Raw genomic sequence first — 22,301 nt, forward strand, 5'->3', positions numbered from 1 at the left:
ATTGTCAGTATTAGATAGTACCGCAAACCTTCTCAATCAATTCCGCTGGGAATTGCATTGATTGCATGATGTGTTCGACCATGCTGCATTTACGGCCTGTATTGGTATTAGTAATGACCCAGTATGGCGTATCCGGTACCTGTTTTGGTTTTGTCTGGTTGCCGTTTTTGAGCAGCGTCTGCTCATCAGCAGCAAAATAGACGCGGGTACGACCGTGAAGGGATTCGGTAGCCTCGGCAAACGCCTTGTTGTCCAGAGCGTACAGCGTGGTCAGTACCAGCATGAAGCGGTTAACCGCTTTCTTCTGTTCTGCATACTCATCAGAGAGCAGCAGCTCACGCATAGCACGGACTTTATCTTTGGCGGTTTTTACCGTTTTCACGTCAGCAACGGGGGCAGCAGCCGGGGCCGGAGCGGGAGCCGGTTCTGCTTTGACGACCGGCGCAGCAGCAGTCGCCACGGGCTGAGAAGCGGCGGAGAATTTCAGCATACGCCGTAAAATGTCGGACGCGCTCTCGCCAATGTGCAGAGTGTGAGCCGCAATATAGCGATAGAGCTCGTCATCAACTTCGATCGTTTTCATCTTAATCCGGTGCGATAATTTTTCTGAATACAATTCATTGGGATTATAAAGTCAAAACCCAACAGCGGGTAGCGCCAAACCAGGAAGACAGCAAAATTCGGATGAGTTCCTCTCTTGCCCCTGAGCGTTAGAATGTCCAACATGATACCCTAACCCGACAATGCGAAAAAAAGAACTTTGCTATGAAATTGAATGTCCGAGCGCAAACTGCACAAAACCTGCACAATAATTCTCCCATCGTTCTCGTCCACGGCCTGTTTGGTAGCCTGGATAATCTGGGCATCCTGGCCCGCGACCTGGTTGCCGACCACGATATTCTCCAGGTAGACATGCGTAATCACGGCCTCTCACCGCGCGCCGATGAGATGACCTATCCCGCTATGGCTCAGGATCTGCTCGATACGCTCGATGCCAACGGCATTGAAAAAGCGACGGTTATCGGCCATTCCATGGGTGGTAAAGCGGTGATGGCGCTCACCGCATTGGCCCCTGAACGCATCAACCGACTGGTAGCGATTGATATTGCCCCGGTCGATTACCATGTCCGCCGTCATGATGAGATCTTTGCTGCTATTAATGCAGTAACCAGTGCCGGGGTGGCCACCCGCCAGCAGGCCGCAACGGTGATGCGTGAGTACCTTAAAGAAGAAGGCGTGATTCAGTTCCTGTTGAAATCCTTCGTCGACGGCGCCTGGCGTTTTAACGTACCGGTGCTGTGGGAGCAATACCCGCATATCGTTGGTTGGGAGACCATTCCGGCCTGGGACCACCCTGCCCTGTTCATTCCTGGCGGCAATTCGCCGTACGTGACCGAAGCCTATCGTGACACACTGCTGGCTCAGTTCCCACAGGCAAAAGCGCACGTTATCGCTGGCGCGGGTCACTGGGTTCATGCCGAAAAACCGGAAGCGGTACTGCGAGCCATTCGCCGTTATCTCGCCGAGTGATTAAAAATGCATCGACCGCGCGCCAGAATGGCCGTGGTCGTTGGCGTGTGGGCCCCACTGATGTATGATTGCGCGCTGTCTGCACCGGGCACCGCCCGGTAGCTTGTTTCCCCGAAGTCACTCAGAACCATGGCAAAAGAACAAACGGACCGTACGACCTTAGATTTGTTCGCAAATGAGCGTCGGCCGGGAAGACCAAAAACCAATCCGCTTTCGCGTGACGAACAGCTGCGCATTAATAAGCGTAATCAGTTAAAACGCGACAAAGTGCGCGGTCTGAAGCGCGTGGAGCTGAAGCTGAATAACGAAGCCGTTGATGCGCTCAACGAGCTGGCGACTGCCCGTGATATGAGCCGGAGTGAACTCATTGAAGAGATTCTGATGAGCCAACTGGCCCAACTGCACGGACAGGGGAAAGTCTGAAAAATCCCCCAAAATACGCTTTCATGTAGCAGAGTGTGCAGTCCGGCACGATAGCGGTTTCCGCGCACCTCTCTGTTCTGCTATGATTGCCCTTATCTGTGGGCAATAAGCCACCACCATATCATTAAGTTTCAAGAGGTTATTTTACTCATGGCAATCGTTGGCATCTTTTTCGGTAGCGATACCGGAAACACCGAAAATATCGCAAAAATGATTCAAAAACAGCTTGGTAAAGATGTCGCTGACGTTCACGACATTGCCAAGAGCAGCAAGGAAGATCTGGAAGCATTCGATATTCTGCTGCTGGGTATCCCAACCTGGTACTACGGTGAAGCACAGTGCGACTGGGATGATTTCTTCCCTACGCTGGAAGAAGTGGACTTCAACGGTAAACTGGTTGCGCTGTTTGGCTGCGGCGACCAGGAAGACTACGCGGAATACTTCTGTGACGCACTGGGCACCATCCGCGACATCATTGAGCCGCGTGGCGCAACCATCGTCGGCCACTGGCCGACCGCAGGTTACCATTTCGAAGCATCCAAAGGTCTGGCGGATGACGACCACTTTGTGGGTCTGGCTATCGACGAAGACCGCCAGCCAGAACTGACCGCCGAGCGCGTTGAGAAATGGGTTAAGCAGGTTGCAGAAGAGCTGCACCTGGATGAGATCAAAAACGCCTGATTATCCTGCGGCACGATGATGAATCGTGCCGCATTAATAGGTAAAAGCAATTAAAATAATAGCTACAATTTTTTAACTTTTGAGCGCATACCTGTACAATATCTTCTGATTTAGCGCGGTCTCATCGCCAGTTTGTCGGTGAAGCCTCGTTTTTGAAAGCTTAGTTTACCCGGCTCTTGCTGTTTTCATTTCAATAGGGTCATTCTATAATGAGACGCATTAATTCGGGTGCATTCTCTGTGATACTTTCGCTGATGGAAGTTAATCGTTTAGCAACAGGACAGATTCCGCATGACTGACAATAACACCGCATTAAAGAAGGCTGGCCTGAAAGTCACACTTCCACGGTTAAAGATTCTGGAAGTCCTTCAGGAACCGGATAACCACCATGTCAGCGCGGAAGACTTATACAAACGCCTGCTCGACATGGGTGAAGAGATTGGTTTAGCCACGGTTTACCGCGTACTGAACCAGTTTGATGACGCCGGTATCGTGACCCGTCACAATTTTGAAGGCGGTAAATCCGTTTTTGAACTGACCCAGCAGCATCACCACGATCACCTGATCTGCCTCGACTGCGGCAAAGTGATCGAGTTCAGCGATGATTCCATTGAAGCTCGGCAGCGTGAAATCGCGTCGAAGCACGGTATCCGCTTAACGAACCACAGTCTTTATCTTTATGGTCACTGCGCTGAAGGCGACTGCCGTGAAGATGAACACGCACATGACGCGGTAGCAAAATAAGCGTACCGCGCTTCTCGAAAACCAGCCTAAGCGCTGGTTTTTTTATGCCCTGCTTTTACGATAGCCATAAAAAAACCGCTGCAAGCAGCGGTTTTTCGTTGTCAGCATAAGCTTATTTCTGTGGCGCGTTGTTACTGCGAATTTCCTGCCAAATCTTATCGCAGTTCTTCGCTACCGCTTCGTCATTGCCCATTTTTCTGGCGTTAATGCATTTCTGGTAATCAATGACGCGCACGCTTTCCTGATTCGCAAACTGCTCGTGCGCTTTCTCTTGCTTCAGCACGTTCAGCACACTCTGGCAGGCCTGAATTTTATCCGGATTGCCTTCTGCGGTGTTAATACAGGCGCTGTAAGCATCCTTAAGCTTGCTATCTTCCTTCGGTGCAGGAGATTGGGCACAGGCGGTTAATCCAGCAGCCATCAGCGCAATAATAATCAATTTTTTCATACGATGAGCCTCTTAACAGCGGCAGAGGTCTCCCCCTGCCGCGTTAGCATCAGAAAATAGTGAACGGTGCGATAACCATGAATTTCACGTCACGCTCATCCTGGAACATGTTGTTGTAACCTGCATCGCCCATATTAAGATTGGAGTGATTGTCATACTGGGTGAAGTGCAGTTTGAACATCGTTCCTTTCGCACGGCCATCCTGTACAACATAGGCAGCATCAAGGCTGTACGAGGATTCTTTCAGACGCTGGCTTTGATCGTAGATTTCAGCGGAGCTTGGTTTAGCATCCCAGCCGTAGACATATGATGCCCCGACGGACCAACCCGGCAGGTCCCAATTACTTAAGTCGTACATGGCGCCGAAGAATACCGCTTTTTCGCCGTTGGCGTTGAAGTCAGAACGGTTATCCCACCAGATATCCAGACGACCGTTAGACGATGCATAGGTAGGAGTCATACGCTGCAGGAAGTAACCCTGGTTACCTTCTGCACGCACCCAGGTGCCTTCCAGGCGTAAATCAACCTGACCGACTTTGTAGCCGAAGGTTAATGCCTGTAACCATGCCATTCCATCGTAAAGGTCGTTAGCCAGCGCAACATCATCTTTCGTTGTCAGATTTTTTTGGTCGCTGACTTTGTCATGCGCGCCATAGAACTGATAGCTGGTGGTTAATGGATTACCCACGACATCAAATTTATAGGATGCCTTAGCGAAATACTGGTCCATATATCCCTGAGCCTGGCCAAAGGCAGCTTCAAGCACCAGATCGTTTTTAAAGTCATACTTCAGGCCCAGAGAGTGTAAATAATCCACTTTCTTTTTACGGTCGCCCTGGTAAAAATTATCCATTTCCAGGTGCCACGGAGCCTTGTACTGATCGGTCCACATGTATGAGAAGCTCAGCGCGCCAGCATCACCGTAGTCGAAGTTAGCGCCGGCTTCAGCACCCTGATAGGTGCCAGGCATAAAGCTCCAGTGCGGAGCCAGCAGCGTTTGGCCGGTTGGCTGGATATAACCAGCACGTGCCCAGGTAGGACCATATTTAAATTTAGCTGCCGCTTTATAAAGGCTGATACCGCTTTTATCGCCAGACCAATCTTCATCGTATGCTTTATTGCTCGCGGAGAAGGCAATTTCGTTCGGGTGAGCACTACCGTTATTCTCTGCCATTTCAATCGCGGTAAACGCCGCAATATCAATACCGAACATGTCAGCCGCGTAGCCAGACTGGAAGTCGAGGTTGGCGTTCCAGGTGGAGTGGGAAAGGTTGGTTTTATATTTACCGTGGTCATCTACATCTTTACGGTCACGCTCACGCTGCCAGTAATAGATGCCGCCGGTCATTGTAGAATCGTCGATGAAGCCTTCTGCCTTTGCTTCCGGAGTCATCATAAAGCCTGACATTGCTGTCACACCGGCGATAGCCAGCGCCAGCGTACTACGTTTGCCACTAAACGTACGCATAGTTATATCCTCTTTGACTTTTAAAAATGCCGCTGCAAAGCAGAAGGCAAAAAAATAAAACTGATAAAAAGGTACTGCTAAAAAATTGTGTTTCACTACACCTACAGACTATTTTTCGCGACGCGAATTATCAATCCTTTTCCGCAACGAGAGTGCAGGATTATGACAAAGCGCACATATTTGGTTTCCGTTTGTAACAGAGTGCGTTACTGCAATATCTCCACGCCAAGCCTTGCCAGGCCTGAGAAAAGTACGAATGAGACCGTTTACATTAGATTTTTGTAACAAGCGGGATTAAAAGCGTGGGGATACTTAGAGGTAGAATAATTGCATTAATTCGCTTCGCGAAACTATAAGAGGTCGTATTTTTTCATCCGAAAGTAACATTATCATCCAGTGAAAGAGAACCTCTCGCGGCAGGCCAAAAAAAACGCCGCAAGCGCGGCGTTTTTATCAGGGAAAGGAATCAACCTACCCAGGTATCACGCAGACCGACGGTGCGGTTAAAGACCAGCTTCTCAGCGGTGGTATAACGACTGTCGAGGCAGAAGTAACCCTCACGCTCGAACTGGAATGCTTTACCGGCCTCAGCAGCCTGCAGAGACGGCTCAGCGTAGCCCTGCTTGATAACCAGTGACTCTGGGTTCATCACCGACAGGAAGTCTTCTGCGGCGCCTGGATTCGGCACGCTGAAGAGACGGTCATACAGACGAATTTCAACCGGCAGCGCATGTGCCGCGCTCACCCAGTGAATCACGCCCTTCACTTTACGACCATCGGCCGGATCTTTGCTCAGAGTATCCGCATCGTAGGTACAGAAGATGGTGGTGATATTGCCTTCCGCATCTTTCTCCACGCGCTCTGCTTTCACCACGTAGGCGTTACGCAGACGGACTTCTTTACCCATCACCAGACGCTTGTACTGCTTGTTGGCTTCTTCACGGAAGTCTGCGCGGTCGATCCAGATCTCTGCACTAAACGGCACTTCACGGCTGCCCATTTCCGGTTTGCTCGGATGGTTAGGCATAGTCACCAGCTCGCTTTCGCCCTGCGGGTAGTTTTCGATAACCAGTTTAACCGGGTCGATAACCGCCATCGCACGCGGAGCATTTTCGTTGAGATCTTCACGAATGCAGGATTCCAGGGAAGCCATCTCAATGGTGTTGTCCTGCTTGGTCACGCCGATGCGCTTACAGAACTCACGGATAGACGCGGCGGTGTAACCACGACGACGCAGACCGGAGATGGTCGGCATACGCGGGTCATCCCAGCCTTCTACGTGCTTTTCCATCACCAGCTGATTCAGCTTACGCTTGGACATCACGGTGTATTCCAGATTCAGGCGCGAGAATTCGTACTGGCGCGGATGAACCGGAATCGTGATGTTATCCAGCACCCAGTCATACAGACGACGGTTGTCCTGGAATTCCAGCGTACACAGGGAGTGCGTAATGCCTTCCAGCGCATCGCTGATGCAGTGGGTGAAGTCGTACATCGGGTAGATGCACCACTTGGTGCCGGTCTGGTGGTGATCGGCAAATTTGATGCGATACAGCACCGGATCGCGCATCACGATAAACGGTGACGCCATATCGATTTTCGCGCGCAGGCAGGCAGTGCCTTCGGCAAAACCGCCGGTACGCATTTTTTCGAACAGCGCCAGGTTCTCTTCTACGCTGCGATCGCGGTATGGGCTGTTTTTGCCCGGCGCGGTCAGCGAGCCGCGATATTCGCGGATCTGCTCAGGCGTCAGTTCATCGACGTACGCCAGACCTTTGTTGATCAGTTCTACCGCATAGGCATGCAGCTGATCGAAGTAATCAGAGGAGTAGCGAACGTTGCCAGACCAGTGAAAACCTAACCATTCGACGTCGTTTTTGATGGACTCAACGTATTCGATGTCTTCTTTGACTGGGTTGGTGTCATCGAAACGCAGGTTGCACTGGCCCTGATAATCTTGCGCAATGCCGAAGTTCAGGCAGATAGATTTCGCGTGACCGATGTGCAGATAGCCATTCGGCTCCGGCGGAAAACGGGTATGCACCGTGTTGTGCTTACCGGTAGCCAGATCTTCATCAATGATCTGACGAATAAAGTTAGTCGGGCGGGCTTCAGCCTCACTCATCGTAGATTCCTCAAAGCGTAAACAACGTATAACGGCACATGATCTTATAAGCCGCGCTTCTAGACAACTATTAGTTGCACAAAAAAAGCGATGGAATAACGAATGTGGGGGAATTTGCGGCAAAAAAAAGCGGCGGAGGAACGCCCCCGCCGCTTAAGGCACTTAACTCACTTTACTCAGGAGCAGTTACTTACCTTTAATCTCATACAGTGGTGTTTGACCGGCAACGACATGACCTTCGGCTTTAATCACCAGACCACCGAAATCATCGCTGTTGCTGCAAACAACCGGGCTAATCATGGAGCGCGCATTGGCGTTCAGGAAGTCCAGATCCATTTCCAGGATTGGCTCACCCGCTTTCACTTCTGCACCCTCTTCAACCAGACGTTTGAAGCCTTTACCTTCCAGCGCAACGGTATCGATACCCATATGGACAACGATTTCCGCGCCTTTGTCAGTTTCCAGGCAGAACGCGTGGTTGGTGTTGAAGATTTTCACGATGGTGCCCGCTGCTGGGGAAACCACGGTTTTATCCGTTGGTTTTACCGCCACACCGTCACCGACCGCTTTGCTGGCAAAGGCTTCATCAGGAACCTGCTCCAGCGCAACCACATCACCGGTAATCGGAGAAACCAGGGTTTCTACGGTCGCGGCGTTAGCCACCGCCTGCGGTTTTGCTGCCGCTGGCGCTGCTGGTGCTGCACTTTCCGCTGCTGCTGCGGCAACCGGGCCACGAGCAACCACTTTCTTCATCGCGTCGCCGATAGATTCGGCTTTCGCACCCACGATAACCTGGATGGTTTGTTTGTTCAGTTTCACCACACCGGAAGCGCCCAGACGTTTACACATCGCATCGCTCACCTTCGCGGAGTCGCCTACGGTCAGACGCAGACGGGTAATACAGGCATCAATCGCTTTCAGGTTGTCAGTACCGCCAACCGCTGCAATGTAGTTAGTTGCCAGCTGATTCAGACCTTCTTCGGTGTTGCTGTTCGCTTCTTCCGTCACCACGCTGTCGTCTTTATCTTCACGACCCGGCGTTTTCAGGTTGAACATGCGGATAACTACGCTGAACAGGACGAAGTAGATAACGAAGAACACCAGACCCATTACCACCAGCATCCAGACGTTCTTACTTGCTGCCGGCAGGCTGTACATCAACACGTAGTCGATAGCACCTGCGGAGAAGGAGAAGCCAGCGTGGATACCCAGCAGCGTCGCGATAAACAGGCTCACGCCGGTCAGAATCGCGTGCAGGAGGTACAGTAACGGCGCCAGGAACATGAACAGGAATTCCAGCGGCTCGGTAACACCGGTCAGGAACGCTGTGATCGCAACGGACAGCAGCATACCGCCAACCATTGGACGACGCGCTTTCGGTGCTGCGAAGTACATCGCCAGCGCCGCACCCGGCAGACCAAACATCATGATTGGGAAGAAGCCGGACATGAACATACCCGCAGTGCCGTCACCCGCGTAGAAGCGGTTAATGTCACCATGGAAGACCGCACCGGCCGCGTTGGTGAACTCACCAATCTGGAACCAGGCGATGGTATTCAGCACCTGATGCAGACCGGTTGGGATCAGCAGACGGTTGATGAAACCAAAGATACCGGAGCCCAGCGCGCCAGCGCCTACGATCCACTCACCACCTGCGTGGATGGCGTTCTGCACCGGTGGCCAGACATAGCCAAAGATGGCTGCCAGCACCAGACAGAAGAAGCCAGTGGCGATTGGCACAAAGCGTTTGCCGCCGAAGAAGCTCAGGAAGTCAGGCAGTTTGATACCCGCCCAACGGTTATAAACGGCACCGCCGACCAGACCGGTAATGATACCCGCCAGGACACCCATGTTAATGGCTGGGTTGATGGTGACCATTGCTTTAGTGAGAACGAAATAACCGACTGCGCCCGCCAGTGCTGCCGCACCCGCGCTGTCTTTAGACCAGCTGGATGCCACACCGATGGCGAAAATCAGCGCCAGGTTATCAAAAATGGACCCACCCGCTTGCGCGATGAAAGGCACGTTCAGTAAATCTGGCTGACCAAATCGCAGCAACAGCGCCGCTACTGGCAACACGGCGATAGGGAGCTGTAACGCCCTACCTAACCGCTGGAAAAAACCTAAAATATTCATCTTATTCCCCCTACGACACCCCGATACGGCTCATTTAAGCCATTTTTTTATTGTGCAAAAAAGCATGACACTGCGATGTCTTGTAAACTGCAATCACAACTCTAAGGCTTATGAGTGTGTGGAAGTTTAATTCGTATCGCAAATTAAAAACGTGTTTTTTGTGACTATAGTCACCAAATATTGTTCTCACCACTCCCTTTTACTGGCTAACCATGAAAACTTATTTTATCATTCAAAAAATCAAAACGGATTGCTCCCTGACGATGCAAACAGGTTACGCTTAAAGAGTGCACGGAGATGCCATCCGCCAACTTCTTATATTTTACATTTTGAGGTGAAGAATGAGACTGATTCCTCTCGTTAACGCTGAACAAGTCGGCAAATGGGCTGCCCGCCACATCGTTAACCGCATCAATGCTTTTAAACCTACCGCAGACCGTCCGTTTGTCCTCGGCCTACCAACCGGCGGCACCCCGCTGGCGACCTATAAAGTTTTAGTTGAAATGCATAAAGCGGGCCAGGTGAGCTTTAAGCACGTCGTCACCTTCAACATGGACGAATACGTTGGGCTGCCAAAAGAGCATCCGGAAAGCTACTACAGCTTCATGCACCGCAATTTCTTCGACCACATTGATATCCCAGAAGAAAACATCAACCTGCTGAACGGCAACGCGCCGGATGTTGACGCAGAATGCCGCCGTTATGAAGAAAAAATTCGCTCTTACGGCAAAATTCACCTGTTTATGGGTGGCGTGGGCAACGATGGTCACATCGCGTTCAACGAACCGGCGTCTTCACTGTCTTCCCGTACCCGTATCAAAACGTTGACGCATGAAACCCGCGTCGCTAACTCCCGTTTCTTTGACGGCGACGTTGCGCTGGTACCAAAATACGCGCTGACCGTTGGCGTTGGTACGCTGCTGGATGCGGAAGAAGTGATGATTCTGGTGCAGGGCGCGACGAAAGCGCTGGCGCTGCAGCAAGCGGTTGAAGGTAACGTCAACCACATGTGGACCATCACCTGTCTACAACTGCATCCGAAATCGCTGATCGTCTGCGATGAACCTTCTACCATGGAGTTGAAGGTCAAGACCCTGAAATATTTCAATGAATTAGAAGCTGAAAATATTAAAGGTCTGTAATGTCTTACCGTCCCGTAGCCTGCTGCGGGACAAAATTTTAGAACACCGGGGGTCGTAATGTATGCATTAACCCATGGCCGAATTTATACCGGCCACGAAATTCTGGATGACCATGCGATTATCGTCGCCAATGGCCTTATTGAACGTATTTGCCCACTGGCCGATGTACCAGCGAACGTCGAACAGCGTTCCGTTAATGGCGCCATTCTCGCCCCTGGTTTTATCGACGTTCAGCTCAACGGCTGCGGCGGCGTGCAGTTTAACGACACCGCTGAAGCAGTCTCCGTTGAAACGCTGGAAATCATGCAGAAAGCCAACGAGAAATCGGGCTGCACCAACTATCTGCCAACGCTTATCACCACCAGCGACGACCTGATGAAACAGGGCGTACGCGTGATGCGCGAATATCTGGCGAAGCACCCTAACCAGGCGCTGGGGCTGCACCTTGAAGGCCCATGGCTGAATCTGGTGAAAAAAGGCACTCACAACCCAAGCTTCGTGCGTAAACCCGACGCTGAACTGGTGAAGTTCCTCTGCGATAACGCCGACGTAATTACCAAAGTGACCCTGGCACCAGAAATGGTCGCACCGGAAGTCATCACCGCGTTGGCAAATGCCGGTATCGTGGTTTCTGCAGGCCACTCCAACGCCACGGCGCAAGAAGCACGCGTAGGTTTCCGTGCGGGTATCACCTTCGCGACGCACCTGTTTAACGCCATGCCTTATATGTCAGGCCGTGAACCTGGTCTGACCGGCGCTATCCTGGATGCAAACGAAATTTACTGCGGCATCATTGCTGATGGCCTGCACGTGGATTACATCAATATCCGTAACGCCAAACGTCTGAAAGGCGATAAGCTGTGTCTGGTGACCGACGCCACCGCTCCGGCAGGTGCCAATATTGATCAGTTCATTTTTGCTGGTAAAACAATATACTACCGCAATGGACTCTGTGTTGATGAAAACGGCACACTGAGTGGATCATCGCTGACGATGATCGAAGGCGTTCGTAATCTGGTTGAGCATGCCAATATTGCGCTGGACGAAGTGCTGCGCATGGCAACGCTCTACCCTGCCCGCGCGATTGGCGTTGAGAAACATTTTGGTAGCATCGCGCCTGGCAAGGTCGCCAACCTGACCGCATTCACGCACGATTATAAAATCATCAAGACCATCGTTAATGGCAACGAGGTCGTTACTGAGTAAGAGAAAGTATGACACCAGGCGGACAAGCTCAAATTGGTAATGTTGACCTCGTAAAACAGCTTAACAGCGCGGCCGTATACCGCCTGATTGACCAGCATGGGCCAATCTCGCGTATTCAGATTGCCGAGCAGAGCCAGCTTGCTCCCGCCAGCGTGACCAAAATCACGCGTCAGCTCATTGAGCGCGGATTGATCAAAGAAGTCGATCAGCAGGCCTCCACCGGGGGCCGCCGCGCTATCTCGATTGTCACCGAAACCCGCCATTTCCACGCCATCGGCGTTCGTCTGGGTCGTCACGACACCACCCTCACGCTGTACGATCTGAGCAGTAAAGCGGTTGCTGAAGAGCACTACCCGCTGCCGGAACGCACCCAGGAGACGCTGGAGCACGCCCTGCTGAACACTATCGGCACCTTTATTGAATCGTGCCAGCGTAAAATCCGTGAACTGATCGCCATTTCAGTGATTCTGCCTGGCCTGGTTGACCCGGAGAGTGGCGTCATCCGCTACATGCCGCACATCCCAGTGGAAAACTGGCGTTTGGTCGAAGCGCTGGAAAAACGCTTTAACGTCACCTGCTTTGTCGGCCACGACATCCGCAGCCTGGCGCTGGCAGAGCACTACTTTGGTGCAAGTCAGGATTGTGAAGACTCCATTCTGGTGCGCGTACACCGCGGTACCGGTGCGGGAATCATCTCTAACGGGCGTATTTTTATCGGCCGTAATGGCAACGTCGGGGAAATTGGTCATATACAGGTCGACCCGCTCGGCGAACGCTGCCACTGCGGTAACTTTGGCTGCCTGGAAACCGTCGCCGCCAACGCCGCCATCGAGCAGCGCGTGCGCCACCTGCTGGAACAGGGATACCAGAGCCGCGTCACGCTCGATGACTGCCACATCAAAACCATCTGCAAAGCCGCCAATAAAGGCGACGCGCTGGCCACCGAGGTGATTGAGCACGTGGGCCGTCACCTTGGTAAAACCATCGCCATTGCCATTAACCTGTTTAACCCGCAGAAAGTGGTGATTGCCGGTGAGATCATCGAGGCTGACCGCGTGCTGCTACCCGCTATTGAAGGTTGTATCAACACTCAGGTTTTAAAGGCTTTTCGCAAAAACCTGCCGGTGGTGCGCTCAACCCTCGATCACCGCTCCGCGATCGGCGCTTTTGCACTGGTTAAGCGTGCAATGCTCAACGGTATCCTGCTGCAACATTTGTTGGAAGGCTAGACCTAAGAGGCAATGCTGGGGATAACGTGTATAATTACGCCTCTTTAAAAACAAACGCCAGGTAGTCCATGACCATTCAGAATGTAATCTGTGATATTGACGGTGTGCTGATGCACGACAACGTTGCCGTGCCGGGCGCGGCAGAATTCGTCGCTCGCGTGCTGGATAAAGGTATGCCGTTCCTCTGTCTGACCAACTACCCTTCACAGACGGGTCAGGATTTGGCGAACCGCTTCGCCACCGCAGGCATCGACGTGCCTGATAGCGTGTTTTATACCTCCGCCATGGCAACCGCCGACTTCCTGCGTCGCCAGGAAGGAAAAAAAGCGTACGTTGTCGGCGAAGGGGCATTGATCCACGAGCTCTATAAAGCCGGGTTCACCATCACCGACGTCAACCCTGACTTCGTTATCGTGGGTGAAACGCGCTCCTTTAACTGGGAAATGATGCACAAGGCGGCATTCTTCGTCGCCAATGGCGCTCGCTTCATCGCGACCAACCCGGACACGCATGGCCGCGGCTATTACCCAGCCTGTGGCGCACTGTGCGCCGGCATCGAAAAAATCTCAGGCCGTAAGCCGTTTGTCGTGGGCAAGCCAAGCCCGTGGATCATCCGCGCCGCGCTGAACAAAATGCAGGCGCACTCAGAGCAGACGGTTATCGTCGGCGATAATCTTCGCACCGATATTCTGGCCGGCTTCCAGGCGGGGCTGGAGACGATTCTGGTGCTCTCTGGCGTCTCGACCGTTGATGACATCGACAATATGCCGTTCCGTCCGTCATGGATTTATCCGTCCGTTGCGGAAATCGACATTATCTAGCGGTTCACGCCGTGACGCTGTTCACAACCCATTGTTAACTCTAACAGTGAAACCGATGCCTTCCTGGGCATCGGTCTGAATCATCCCGCTCATTCGCGTTTTATAGTGGCTCGTCAGCTAGCGCATCTGCCCACTGAGCCCACATCCAATCTCAAATAACTCAACTCTGACGCCTCCGGGATTCAGACGGCCGATGCAATGGAGAAAAACATGCTTAGCCGTCGTCAATTCCTTGCCGCCAGCGCCGCCCTACCGCTCGCCTGTGCGCTGCGCCCGGCGTTTGCCGCGCTGCCCTCACCGCTCATGATTGACTCCCACGTGCACGTCTGGAAAACCGACCCGCGCTATCCTTACGCTAAGGACCGCAAAGCGCCGCCGCAGGATTTCACCGCCGAAATGCTGCTATCGCTGATGGCCGCCAACGGCGTTGCTCGCACGGTGATCGTGCAGGTTATTCACTACCGTTGGGATAATCGCTATCTGGCTGACGTTCTGCGACAGTATCCGGATAAATTCCAGGGTATCTGCCGCGTTAACCCGGAAGACCCAGCTGCGCCGGAACATCTGGCCCGCCTGACCATTGACGAAGGTTTTCGCGGCGTCAGGTTGAGCCCTTCTGATAAAGCTGACGGTGACTGGATTCGTGGGCCGTTAATGAAACCACTCTGGCGACAGGCCGCCGACCTGAGAGTACCGATGACCATTCTGGCCGCTCCCAGCAGAATGCCCGACCTTATTCCCTGGATTGAGCAAAATCCAGAGCTGACGGTGGTCATTGATCACATGGCCGATTCGCCGCTGAATCATCCTGACGAGCTGAACAAACTGCTGGCGCTGGCGCGCTATCCACAGGTCTACGTCAAAATTTCGCATATGTGGTCGCTCTCCCAGCAGCCTTACCCCTACCCGGATGCCGCACAGCAGGTTAAACAGGTGTTTGATGCCTTTGGGCCACAGCGACTGATGTGGGGCACCGACTGGCCAATCTGTTTGAATAAACTGAGCTATGCGCAAGCGGTCGCACTCTACCGCGATCACCTGGCGTGGTTAACCCCCAAAGACCGCGAGCAAATTCTCTACAAAACGGTCCAGCAGATCTGGCCTTTCGGCATTGCCTAAGCTCATCCCGTGCAGATTTTGCCTCTGCACGGGGCGAGAAATCTATTCTCGTCACCTACCAACTGACAAAAAAGTAGATTATTTAAAAATAACGCTTAAAAAATGATGATTCATCAATAATAGAAGAATAGACATACGTATTTTTTAGTATTCCATAACCCTCATTGCATTTTTTCTTTCATAGGCCGAAAAACCCTTGCGCCCGCTCGCCCTTTGCGGCATTTTTTTACTCATGCAAAGGCGCTGCGACAGTACGGCGCCACACAATTAAACAGCACAACGCCACAGGGTTAACGGAGAAGTCTATGTGTTCTATTTTCGGTGTACTGGATATTAAAACTGATGCGGTTGAGCTGCGTAAAAAGGCGCTTGAGCTCTCCCGCCTGATGCGCCACCGTGGTCCGGACTGGTCCGGGATCTACGCCAGTGATAAAGCGATTCTCGCACATGAACGCTTGTCGATTGTTGACGTCAACGCCGGTGCTCAGCCGCTGTATAACGAAAAGAAAACGCACGCTCTGGCCGTCAACGGTGAAATCTATAACCATCAGGCGCTGCGCGCTGAATACGGCGACCGCTACCAGTTCCAGACCGGTTCTGACTGCGAAGTGATCCTCGCGCTGTATCAGGAAAAAGGGCCTGAATTCCTCGACGACCTGCAGGGTATGTTCGCCTTTGCGCTGTACGACAGCGAAAAAGACGCGTACCTGATTGGCCGCGACCATATCGGTATTATCCCGCTGTATATGGGCCACGACGAATTCGGCAACTTCTACGTTGCTTCTGAAATGAAAGCGCTGACCCCGGTTTGCCGCACCATCCAGGAGTTCCCAGCAGGGAGCTATCTGTGGAGCAAAGACGGCGAAATTCGTCAGTACTACCAGCGTGACTGGTTCGACTACGATGCGGTTAAAGACAACGTGACCGACAAAAACGAACTGCGTCAGGCGTTGGAAGAGTCGGTGAAAAGCCACCTGATGTCAGACGTGCCTTACGGCGTGCTGCTCTCCGGCGGTCTGGATTCTTCGGTTATCTCGGCTATCACCAAGAAATTTGCCGCTCGCCGCGTTGAAGATCAGGAACGTTCAGAAGCCTGGTGGCCGCAGCTTCACTCCTTCGCCGTTGGTCTGGAAGGGTCCCCTGACCTGAAAGCCGCGCAGGAAGTAGCAAACCACCTGGGTACCGTGCACCATGAAATTCACTTCACCGTGCAGGAAGGTCTGGATGCGATTCGCGACGTGATTTACCACATCGAAACCTACGATGTAACCACGATTCGCGCCTCTACGCCGATGTACCTGATGTCGCGTAAAATCAAAGCGATGGGCATCAAAATGGTGCTATCCGGTGAAGGTTCTGATGAAGTGTTTGGCGGCTACCTGTACTTCCATAAAGCGCCAAACGCCAAAGAGCTGCACGAAGAGACCGTACGTAAGCTGCAGGCTCTGCATATGTACGACTGCGCCCGCGCTAACAAAGCGATGTCCGCCTGGGGCGTGGAAGCACGCGTACCGTTCCTGGATAAAAAATTCCTCGACGTGGCGATGCGCATCAACCCACAGGACAAAATGTGCGGCAACGGCAAGATGGAAAAACACGTGCTGCGTGAATGCTTCGAATCTTACCTGCCAGCAAGCGTTGCATGGCGCCAGAAAGAGCAGTTCTCTGACGGTGTAGGCTATAGCTGGATTGATACGCTGAAAGAAGTCGCGGCAAAACAGGTGACCGATCAGCAGTTGGAAACCGCGCACTTCCGCTTCCCGTACAACACGCCAACGTCTAAAGAAGGCTATCTGTACCGTGAAATCTTTGAAGAGCTGTTCCCGGTACCAAGCGCTGCGGAATGTGTCCCGGGCGGCCCGTCCGTTGCGTGCTCTTCTGCGAAAGCGATTGAGTGGGATGAAGCGTTCAAAACCATGGACGATCCGTCTGGTCGCGCGGTAGGCGTGCACCAGTCTGCTTACAAGTAAGCGTGGCGGTGAGATAGAAAAAAGCCCCTGATGGTGACATCGGGGGCTTTTTATTTTGGCTTGGTGCGGGTGATTCCCCTCACCCCGGCCCTCTCCCCAAAGGGGCGAGGGAGAAAACCAGCGGTTCCCTCTCCCTTTGGGAGAGGGTTAGGGTGAGGGAAAACCTACTCCCCGCGCCCTTTCTTCGCCGCCAGCGATCGCAGCAACACGCCCAGCGTCGTCCCATTATGCAGCATCGCGCTAGCACCCGGCGACAGCCAGCCTAGCGCCGCTGCCAGCATAATGGCGCTGTTCACCCACTCGGTCAGCTTGATGTTGCTGTTTACCAGCTTCATCGCCTCCAGCGAGAGTTGACGCGCGGTGATAACGCCATACAAACTGTCCTGCAACAGCACGGCATCCGCCGCCTGCTGCGCCAGCTCGGTACTCTGGTTCATGGCGAGGCCCACGTCTGCCTGCGTCAGCACCGGCGCATCGTTGATACCATCACCCACGAACATCACCTTGTGCCCCGCTTCCTGCAGCGCTTTCACGACTTCGACCTTACTCTCTGGCGTGGCTTCGGCAACGTAGCGATCGATGCCTACACGTTCTGCCAACTGGCATGCTTTCTCGGCGCGATCGCCGGTCAACAGGACCACCTGACGAATGCCGGACGCTTTAAGCTGTTCGATCACTTCAGAGGCTTCATCGCGCAGATGATCCTGCAGACCGATCATCCCCACCAGCTGATTATCAAAGCCGATAAACAGCAGATGCCGCCCCTGCGCCGCCAGTTCATTAATTTCCGCTTCATACGGCGTGAAATCGATGTCGTAGTGACAATCCAGGAAGTGACGACTGCCGATCACCAGTTGATGATCTTCCAGCGCGCAAAGCAGACCGTGAGCAATGACATACTCCACTTCGCCGTGCGCAATATGCGGCAGTTCGTGGTGCTCTGCCGCCGCCACGACCGCATGCGCCAGCGGGTGATTGCTGTGCTCTTCCACCGAAGCGGCAATCGCCAGCAAGCGTTTAGCCTGTACCAGTTGGTCGTTGAAGCTGATGACGTCCGTCACCTGCATCTCGTCGTGGGTCAGGGTGCCGGTTTTATCGAACACCACCGTATCGACCTCAGCCAGCTTCTCAATCGCTCGTCCGCCTTTCAGCAGCAGACCGTTCTGCGCGGCCCGATACATAATCGATTTAAAGGCGATTGGCGTACTGAGCTTCAGCGCGCAGGAGTAGTCAACGAGGAATACCGAAGCCAGACGCTCCCAGCTGCGGGTCATGGCAAACACCGCCGCACCCACCCCAAGCGTGATACCAACGCGACGGTCAGCCATGGCCTGAGTGACCTGCTGGGTTTCACTACGCTGAGTCAGCGAGTCGCGGATAAAGCGGCGAATATGCGCCGTCGAGGAAGACTCGCCCACCTGCTCGGCGGTAATCGCCACGTTGCCGTCCTGGATTTGCGTTCCCGCGTAAACCCAGGAACCCGGCTCACGACGCACCGGCACGCTTTCTCCGGTCATAGACGCCTGGTTGACCTGAGCAACGCCGCGCAGCACCGTACCGTCGGCAGGGATATTATCCCCCGGGCCGAGCAGCATTACGTCACCCGCCACCAGCTCGCTGCTGTTGATCTCCACGCTTTCACCATCGCGCTCAACCCAGACCGGGTGCTCACGAGGCTGCATCAGATCGGCCAGCAGCGCGTCGGAGTGACGGCTGGTCTCCTGCTCCATATACTCGCCGAGCGTCAGCAGCGACTGCGTCAGCATAGCGGTACGGTTATCGCCGCGCAGCATCGACAGGCTCAGCGCCAGCGCATCCAGCACTTCTACCTTCAACTGCCCCTGGCTGAGGGTATGCGCCCCTTCCAGGATAGTCGGTGCAGTCAGCAGCGCCGCCGGCAGACGCGCCCAGCGAGGCGGCAGCACCTGCGTTAGCGCCAACCCTGCGAGGTTAAGGAGGTTATCGCCACCGCAGTATTCGGTTTCGAATTCGCCGTCTTCCGCCGTTTGCCAGTCCAGCGCTTCCACCGCAGCCATAATCGCAGCAAGTGAAGTCCGGGCGCGATCCCACTGGATCACCGCGCTACGCGCCGAAGGACGAATACGCACACCGCTTACGCCGGGCAACGTCAGGATCTGCTGTTTCAGCCACCCGGCGGCATCAGGGTAGTCACCGAGCGCCGCAATACGCAGGCGCACGCGTCCGGGGATCTGGTGAACGACGGTAACCCGTTCGCCTACCGCACTCACTCGATCTCATCCTTATTCTGGCTACGGTAGTAGTCCAGTTCGGCCTGCAGGTCGGCAATGCGCTCTTTCATTTCTTCCATTTCGCCACGCACAGTACCCCAGGCTTTACTCGCCGTATTGGTGATCCCCTGCTGGACGTTACGGTTGGTCAGAAGGTAGGTGATTGCGGCACCCGCTACCAGCCCGGTTAGCAGGTGGGTACGGCTATTGGTTGCCGCAGGCGCCTGTACCGGCATTGCTGCGGGATTACGTTCCCACGCACCGGTCCACGGGTTGTACAGGTATTCAGGCTGATTCATCATTTCCTCGCTTAGCTATCGCATCCATAAGATAAAGAGAAGCGGCGCCCACCCCGATAAGGGTCAGCACGGACTGCAGCGGACGAGTCTTATTGGCATCCGCTATCGCCATCACCGTTCCGCTGATAAGGCTGGCCTTCGCCGTCGCCTTCATCACCGTGCAGGCCGCTTCATTCAGCGTTTGTTCATTTTGCTGGTAGCGCTGCCATTCACGCGCACAGGCAGCGCTTCCCCCGACCAGCGCGCCAGCAATGGCGGCGCGGCCTACGCGGTTTTGTCGGTCACGGCTGTTGTTCATCCGCTACGCCCTCATCATCAAACGGCACGGCGCCCGGCTGGCGATGACGCTCTACGGACTCCTGAAAGCCCTCTTTACCCGCTTTCATGGTGTCGCGAAAGATAGCCGCGCTGGAAGTTGCCGTATCTTTGATGGCTTCAGAGCTATTCTTCACGCCGTCTTTGACTTTGCTGGAACCGGCTTTAAGCATGTCGCCCGCCCCCGCCAGCGTTTGCATCAGCATGCCGCGCACGGAATCGTTGGTCAGCAGCAGCGTTACCGCCGCGCCAACCATCGCGCCTTTCCAGAACTCTTTGTCGTCCATCCCGACGGTGCTGATGATATTTTTCAGCAGGCCAGCCTGGTCGCCCATCGCGCCATCAACCACGTGTTGAGCATACTGGCTCCAGTCCACGCCCTGCTGCGCGGCAGCGTGGTGGTGATGATGGTGATGCGGGTGAGCAAACTGCGGCGGTACCGCGCCCTGAGGTGCCGGTGGGAAGCCCATAGGCGGGAACCCCATCGCCATTTGCGGTGGCATCTGCATTTGCGGCTGTGGTGGCATCTGTGGCTGAGGAGGCATCTGCCCGTTCTGCGGCCATGCCATTCCCTGTGGCATTGGCGGGTACGGATACCACGGGTAGCCGTATGGCGGATAGTAACCGGCCGGTGGAACTTGCTGTGCGTTGTTGTCATTGGTGCTCATGATGACTGTCCTTTTTCATTTAGTGAGAAGGGCTAAGAATGGCGGCTAGCTGCTCCAGCGCGTGCTGGGCCTGCTCACCATCCTGACCAAACAGCTGGTTGAGGATTTGCGGGCGAATCGCGGCCGCATCGTACTCAAGGACGATAGAACCGGTTTCGCTGTTGATCTGATAACGCCGGAGGTACCCCTCAGGGGAGCAATAAGCATCAAGCTGCTTGAGCTTCCCCTGGCTAAGGCTGGCTACAAGCTTGTTGGAAAACCGCAGGCGCAGACGCCCGGGGATATGGTGCGCCACTTCGACAAAGCGGCGCAAAGTCAGTAAGTCGCCCAAGGATTCGACAGGCATATCATTTAATACCCTGATATTTATAGGTGACATTAATGAAATCACAGATAGAAAACGTCAGATAGCGCTAATCGCCCTTCTCTTGCGATGTGTCAAAAGGGAACGTCCGATTCTTTTTTGCGCTGCGTGCGGTGAAGGCTGGACATGGGTGGAATGCAAATATAAATTACTCTCATTACCACTATATAAGTAAAAATGAGGCGGCTATGACTCCTTACCTGCACCAGACCCCCAATCGCATCCGTATCCGCTCCAGCTGGATCCAACGCCATCCGCATGAAGTCGAGAAGCTGATTGAACAACTCCGCGCCCGCGACGGTATTAAAGAGGTGATTCACCGCTTATATGCTGGTTCCGTGGCGGTGAGCTTCGATCCCGCGCGTATTTCTGCCTCAACCCTGCTCAATGAGCTGGAACAGGCGCAATGGCTTAGCAGCCAGAAAGATAAAAGCTATATCGAGAACACCCTGCGCGTGGGCGCCAGTCATTTATTAAAAACGCTGGCTTTCGGTGCACTTAAGCGTACAGTCGGTGGCCCGGTGGTTTCACTTGTTAGCGTATTAACGCGATAACCTTGCAGTGAATCCGGATGTATTGATGGCATGATTTAACGCGAAATAACCAATAATTGCCGAATAATGCGCCAGGCTGTTCACAACCCAACCAAACAGTCACATTCCGGTGAATTTCATTGAAAAAGGTGTTGACGGTATTGGGCTCAATACGCATAATGCGCCCCGCAACGCCGATAAGGTAACGCGAAAAAAAAAGATGGCTACGTAGCTCAGTTGGTTAGAGCACATCACTCATAATGATGGGGTCACAGGTTCGAATCCCGTCGTAGCCACCATCTTTTTTTGCGGGAGTGGCGAAATTGGTAGACGCACCAGATTTAGGTTCTGGCGCCGCAAGGTGTGCGAGTTCAAGTCTCGCCTCCCGCACCATTCACCAGTAAGCGTTGCACGGATGGGGTATCGCCAAGCGGTAAGGCACCGGTTTTTGATACCGGCATTCCCTGGTTCGAATCCAGGTACCCCAGCCATATTTTCTTCGATATTTGCGGATAGCCGCGACGGTATTGGGGTATCGCCAAGCGGTAAGGCACCGGTTTTTGATACCGGCATTCCCTGGTTCGAATCCAGGTACCCCAGCCATCGAAGAATATGTTAGTATCGGCTACGTAGCTCAGTTGGTTAGAGCACATCACTCATAATGATGGGGTCACAGGTTCGAATCCCGTCGTAGCCACCAAATTCAGAATTTATCGAGTTATCGATACATTCGAAAAAAAATTGTTGGGGTATCGCCAAGCGGTAAGGCTCTGGTTTCTGATACCAGCATTCCGAGGTTCGAATCCTCGTACCCCAGCCATTTTCAAAAAG

At 53.6% G+C, this 22,301-nt stretch carries 21 protein-coding genes and 6 tRNA genes; 17 read left to right on the forward strand and 10 right to left on the reverse strand.

The features are described from left to right. Nucleotides 1-10: 10 nt before the first annotated feature. Nucleotides 11-583, reverse strand: a complete 573-nt coding sequence (gene seqA / locus HII27_RS20825; RefSeq protein ID WP_185669350.1) for a replication initiation negative regulator SeqA — start codon at nucleotides 581-583, stop codon at nucleotides 11-13. 182 nt (nucleotides 584-765) lie between these two features. Between seqA and ybfF the strand changes: the two genes are divergently transcribed. From ybfF to fur, 4 genes are all read left to right on the forward strand, one after another. Further along, nucleotides 766-1,530 carry an esterase gene (ybfF, locus tag HII27_RS20830; RefSeq protein ID WP_185669351.1) on the forward strand — a complete coding sequence of 255 codons (765 nt, stop codon included), beginning with the start codon at nucleotides 766-768 and terminating at the stop codon, nucleotides 1,528-1,530. A 129-nt stretch (nucleotides 1,531-1,659) separates the two neighbouring features. Further along, nucleotides 1,660-1,953 carry a LexA regulated protein gene (gene ybfE, locus HII27_RS20835; RefSeq protein WP_185669352.1) on the forward strand — a complete coding sequence of 98 codons (294 nt, stop codon included), beginning with the start codon at nucleotides 1,660-1,662 and terminating at the stop codon, nucleotides 1,951-1,953. Nucleotides 1,954-2,103: 150 nt separating this feature from the next. Continuing rightward, entirely contained in the window at nucleotides 2,104-2,634 is a 531-nt protein-coding gene (gene fldA / locus HII27_RS20840) for a flavodoxin FldA (protein ID WP_061283436.1), read from the forward strand. 291 nt (nucleotides 2,635-2,925) lie between these two features. Then, complete coding sequence (gene fur / locus HII27_RS20845) at nucleotides 2,926-3,378, forward strand: ferric iron uptake transcriptional regulator (protein ID WP_185669353.1); 453 nt, start codon at nucleotides 2,926-2,928, stop codon at nucleotides 3,376-3,378. Between the two features lie 112 nt (nucleotides 3,379-3,490). Here the strand turns inward: fur and chiQ are convergent, their stop codons facing one another. The 4 genes from chiQ to nagE all read right to left on the reverse strand — a co-directional run bounded on the left by chiQ (nucleotide 3,491) and on the right by nagE (nucleotide 9,555). After that, nucleotides 3,491-3,826, reverse strand: coding sequence for a ChiQ/YbfN family lipoprotein (gene chiQ / locus HII27_RS20850; RefSeq protein ID WP_185669354.1), 336 nt, complete (start codon nucleotides 3,824-3,826; stop codon nucleotides 3,491-3,493). A gap of 49 nt (nucleotides 3,827-3,875) precedes the next feature. Continuing rightward, nucleotides 3,876-5,294 carry a chitoporin ChiP gene (chiP, locus tag HII27_RS20855; RefSeq protein WP_185669355.1) on the reverse strand — a complete coding sequence of 473 codons (1,419 nt, stop codon included), beginning with the start codon at nucleotides 5,292-5,294 and terminating at the stop codon, nucleotides 3,876-3,878. Between the two features lie 466 nt (nucleotides 5,295-5,760). Further along, nucleotides 5,761-7,419 carry a glutamine--tRNA ligase gene (glnS, locus tag HII27_RS20860; protein ID WP_185669356.1) on the reverse strand — a complete coding sequence of 553 codons (1,659 nt, stop codon included), beginning with the start codon at nucleotides 7,417-7,419 and terminating at the stop codon, nucleotides 5,761-5,763. Nucleotides 7,420-7,605: 186 nt separating this feature from the next. Next, nucleotides 7,606-9,555 (reverse strand): PTS N-acetyl glucosamine transporter subunit IIABC, encoded by a 1,950-nt coding sequence (gene nagE / locus HII27_RS20865; RefSeq protein ID WP_185669357.1) that lies wholly within the window; start codon nucleotides 9,553-9,555, stop codon nucleotides 7,606-7,608. Between the two features lie 341 nt (nucleotides 9,556-9,896). Between nagE and nagB the strand changes: the two genes are divergently transcribed. The 6 genes from nagB to asnB all read left to right on the forward strand — a co-directional run bounded on the left by nagB (nucleotide 9,897) and on the right by asnB (nucleotide 17,042). Next, nucleotides 9,897-10,697, forward strand: coding sequence for a glucosamine-6-phosphate deaminase (gene nagB / locus HII27_RS20870; RefSeq protein WP_185669358.1), 801 nt, complete (start codon nucleotides 9,897-9,899; stop codon nucleotides 10,695-10,697). Between the two features lie 57 nt (nucleotides 10,698-10,754). Continuing rightward, nucleotides 10,755-11,903 (forward strand): N-acetylglucosamine-6-phosphate deacetylase, encoded by a 1,149-nt coding sequence (gene nagA / locus HII27_RS20875; protein WP_185669359.1) that lies wholly within the window; start codon nucleotides 10,755-10,757, stop codon nucleotides 11,901-11,903. Nucleotides 11,904-11,911: 8 nt separating this feature from the next. Then, nucleotides 11,912-13,132 carry a DNA-binding transcriptional regulator NagC gene (nagC, locus tag HII27_RS20880; RefSeq protein WP_185669360.1) on the forward strand — a complete coding sequence of 407 codons (1,221 nt, stop codon included), beginning with the start codon at nucleotides 11,912-11,914 and terminating at the stop codon, nucleotides 13,130-13,132. Nucleotides 13,133-13,200: 68 nt separating this feature from the next. After that, the gene (locus HII27_RS20885) at nucleotides 13,201-13,953 is read left to right on the forward strand and encodes an HAD-IIA family hydrolase (RefSeq protein ID WP_106924677.1); all 753 of its coding nucleotides are present in this window, start codon (nucleotides 13,201-13,203) and stop codon (nucleotides 13,951-13,953) included. A 210-nt stretch (nucleotides 13,954-14,163) separates the two neighbouring features. Further along, a complete protein-coding gene (locus HII27_RS20890; RefSeq protein WP_185669361.1) occupies nucleotides 14,164-15,072 on the forward strand; it encodes an amidohydrolase family protein in 909 nt (302 codons plus the stop codon). Nucleotides 15,073-15,377: 305 nt separating this feature from the next. Continuing rightward, nucleotides 15,378-17,042 (forward strand): asparagine synthase B, encoded by a 1,665-nt coding sequence (asnB, locus tag HII27_RS20895; protein WP_185669362.1) that lies wholly within the window; start codon nucleotides 15,378-15,380, stop codon nucleotides 17,040-17,042. Nucleotides 17,043-17,206: 164 nt separating this feature from the next. Here asnB and HII27_RS20900 read toward each other — a convergent pair whose 3' ends face one another. The 5 genes from HII27_RS20900 to HII27_RS20920 are packed head-to-tail and all read right to left on the reverse strand — an operon-like array spanning nucleotide 17,207 to nucleotide 20,919. Further along, nucleotides 17,207-19,291, reverse strand: coding sequence for a heavy metal translocating P-type ATPase (locus tag HII27_RS20900; RefSeq protein ID WP_185669363.1), 2,085 nt, complete (start codon nucleotides 19,289-19,291; stop codon nucleotides 17,207-17,209). Next, a complete protein-coding gene (locus HII27_RS20905) occupies nucleotides 19,288-19,593 on the reverse strand; it encodes a YtxH domain-containing protein (protein WP_223883260.1) in 306 nt (101 codons plus the stop codon). Before HII27_RS20905 ends, HII27_RS20900 begins: the two co-directional genes overlap by 4 nt. Further along, complete coding sequence (locus HII27_RS20910) at nucleotides 19,577-19,888, reverse strand: hypothetical protein (RefSeq protein ID WP_123650119.1); 312 nt, start codon at nucleotides 19,886-19,888, stop codon at nucleotides 19,577-19,579. Before HII27_RS20910 ends, HII27_RS20905 begins: the two co-directional genes overlap by 17 nt. After that, nucleotides 19,872-20,573, reverse strand: a complete 702-nt coding sequence (locus HII27_RS20915) for a YtxH domain-containing protein (protein ID WP_185669364.1) — start codon at nucleotides 20,571-20,573, stop codon at nucleotides 19,872-19,874. The genes HII27_RS20910 and HII27_RS20915 overlap by 17 nt, the downstream gene beginning before the upstream one ends. 19 nt (nucleotides 20,574-20,592) lie before the next feature. Further along, nucleotides 20,593-20,919: an HMA2 domain-containing protein gene (locus tag HII27_RS20920; protein ID WP_185669365.1), complete on the reverse strand. Its 327-nt coding sequence runs from the start codon at nucleotides 20,917-20,919 to the stop codon at nucleotides 20,593-20,595. A 206-nt stretch (nucleotides 20,920-21,125) separates the two neighbouring features. Here HII27_RS20920 and HII27_RS20925 point away from each other — a divergent pair, with 206 nt between their 5' ends. From HII27_RS20925 to HII27_RS20955, 7 genes are all read left to right on the forward strand, one after another. After that, nucleotides 21,126-21,491, forward strand: a complete 366-nt coding sequence (locus tag HII27_RS20925; RefSeq protein WP_035892675.1) for a hypothetical protein — start codon at nucleotides 21,126-21,128, stop codon at nucleotides 21,489-21,491. Nucleotides 21,492-21,692: 201 nt separating this feature from the next. Next, a tRNA-Met gene (locus tag HII27_RS20930) sits at nucleotides 21,693-21,769 on the forward strand. A 9-nt stretch (nucleotides 21,770-21,778) separates the two neighbouring features. Next, nucleotides 21,779-21,863 (forward strand) — tRNA-Leu (locus tag HII27_RS20935). Nucleotides 21,864-21,886: 23 nt separating this feature from the next. Further along, nucleotides 21,887-21,961 (forward strand) — tRNA-Gln (locus tag HII27_RS20940). Between the two features lie 37 nt (nucleotides 21,962-21,998). Then, a tRNA-Gln gene (locus tag HII27_RS20945) sits at nucleotides 21,999-22,073 on the forward strand. Nucleotides 22,074-22,093: 20 nt separating this feature from the next. Next, nucleotides 22,094-22,170 (forward strand) — tRNA-Met (locus tag HII27_RS20950). Nucleotides 22,171-22,215: 45 nt separating this feature from the next. Then, nucleotides 22,216-22,290: transfer RNA gene (locus HII27_RS20955), tRNA-Gln, on the forward strand. Nucleotides 22,291-22,301: the final 11 nt, after the last annotated feature.

It is taken from the genome of Kluyvera sichuanensis, assembly GCF_014218705.1.
Classification (GTDB): domain Bacteria; phylum Pseudomonadota; class Gammaproteobacteria; order Enterobacterales; family Enterobacteriaceae; genus Kluyvera; species Kluyvera sichuanensis.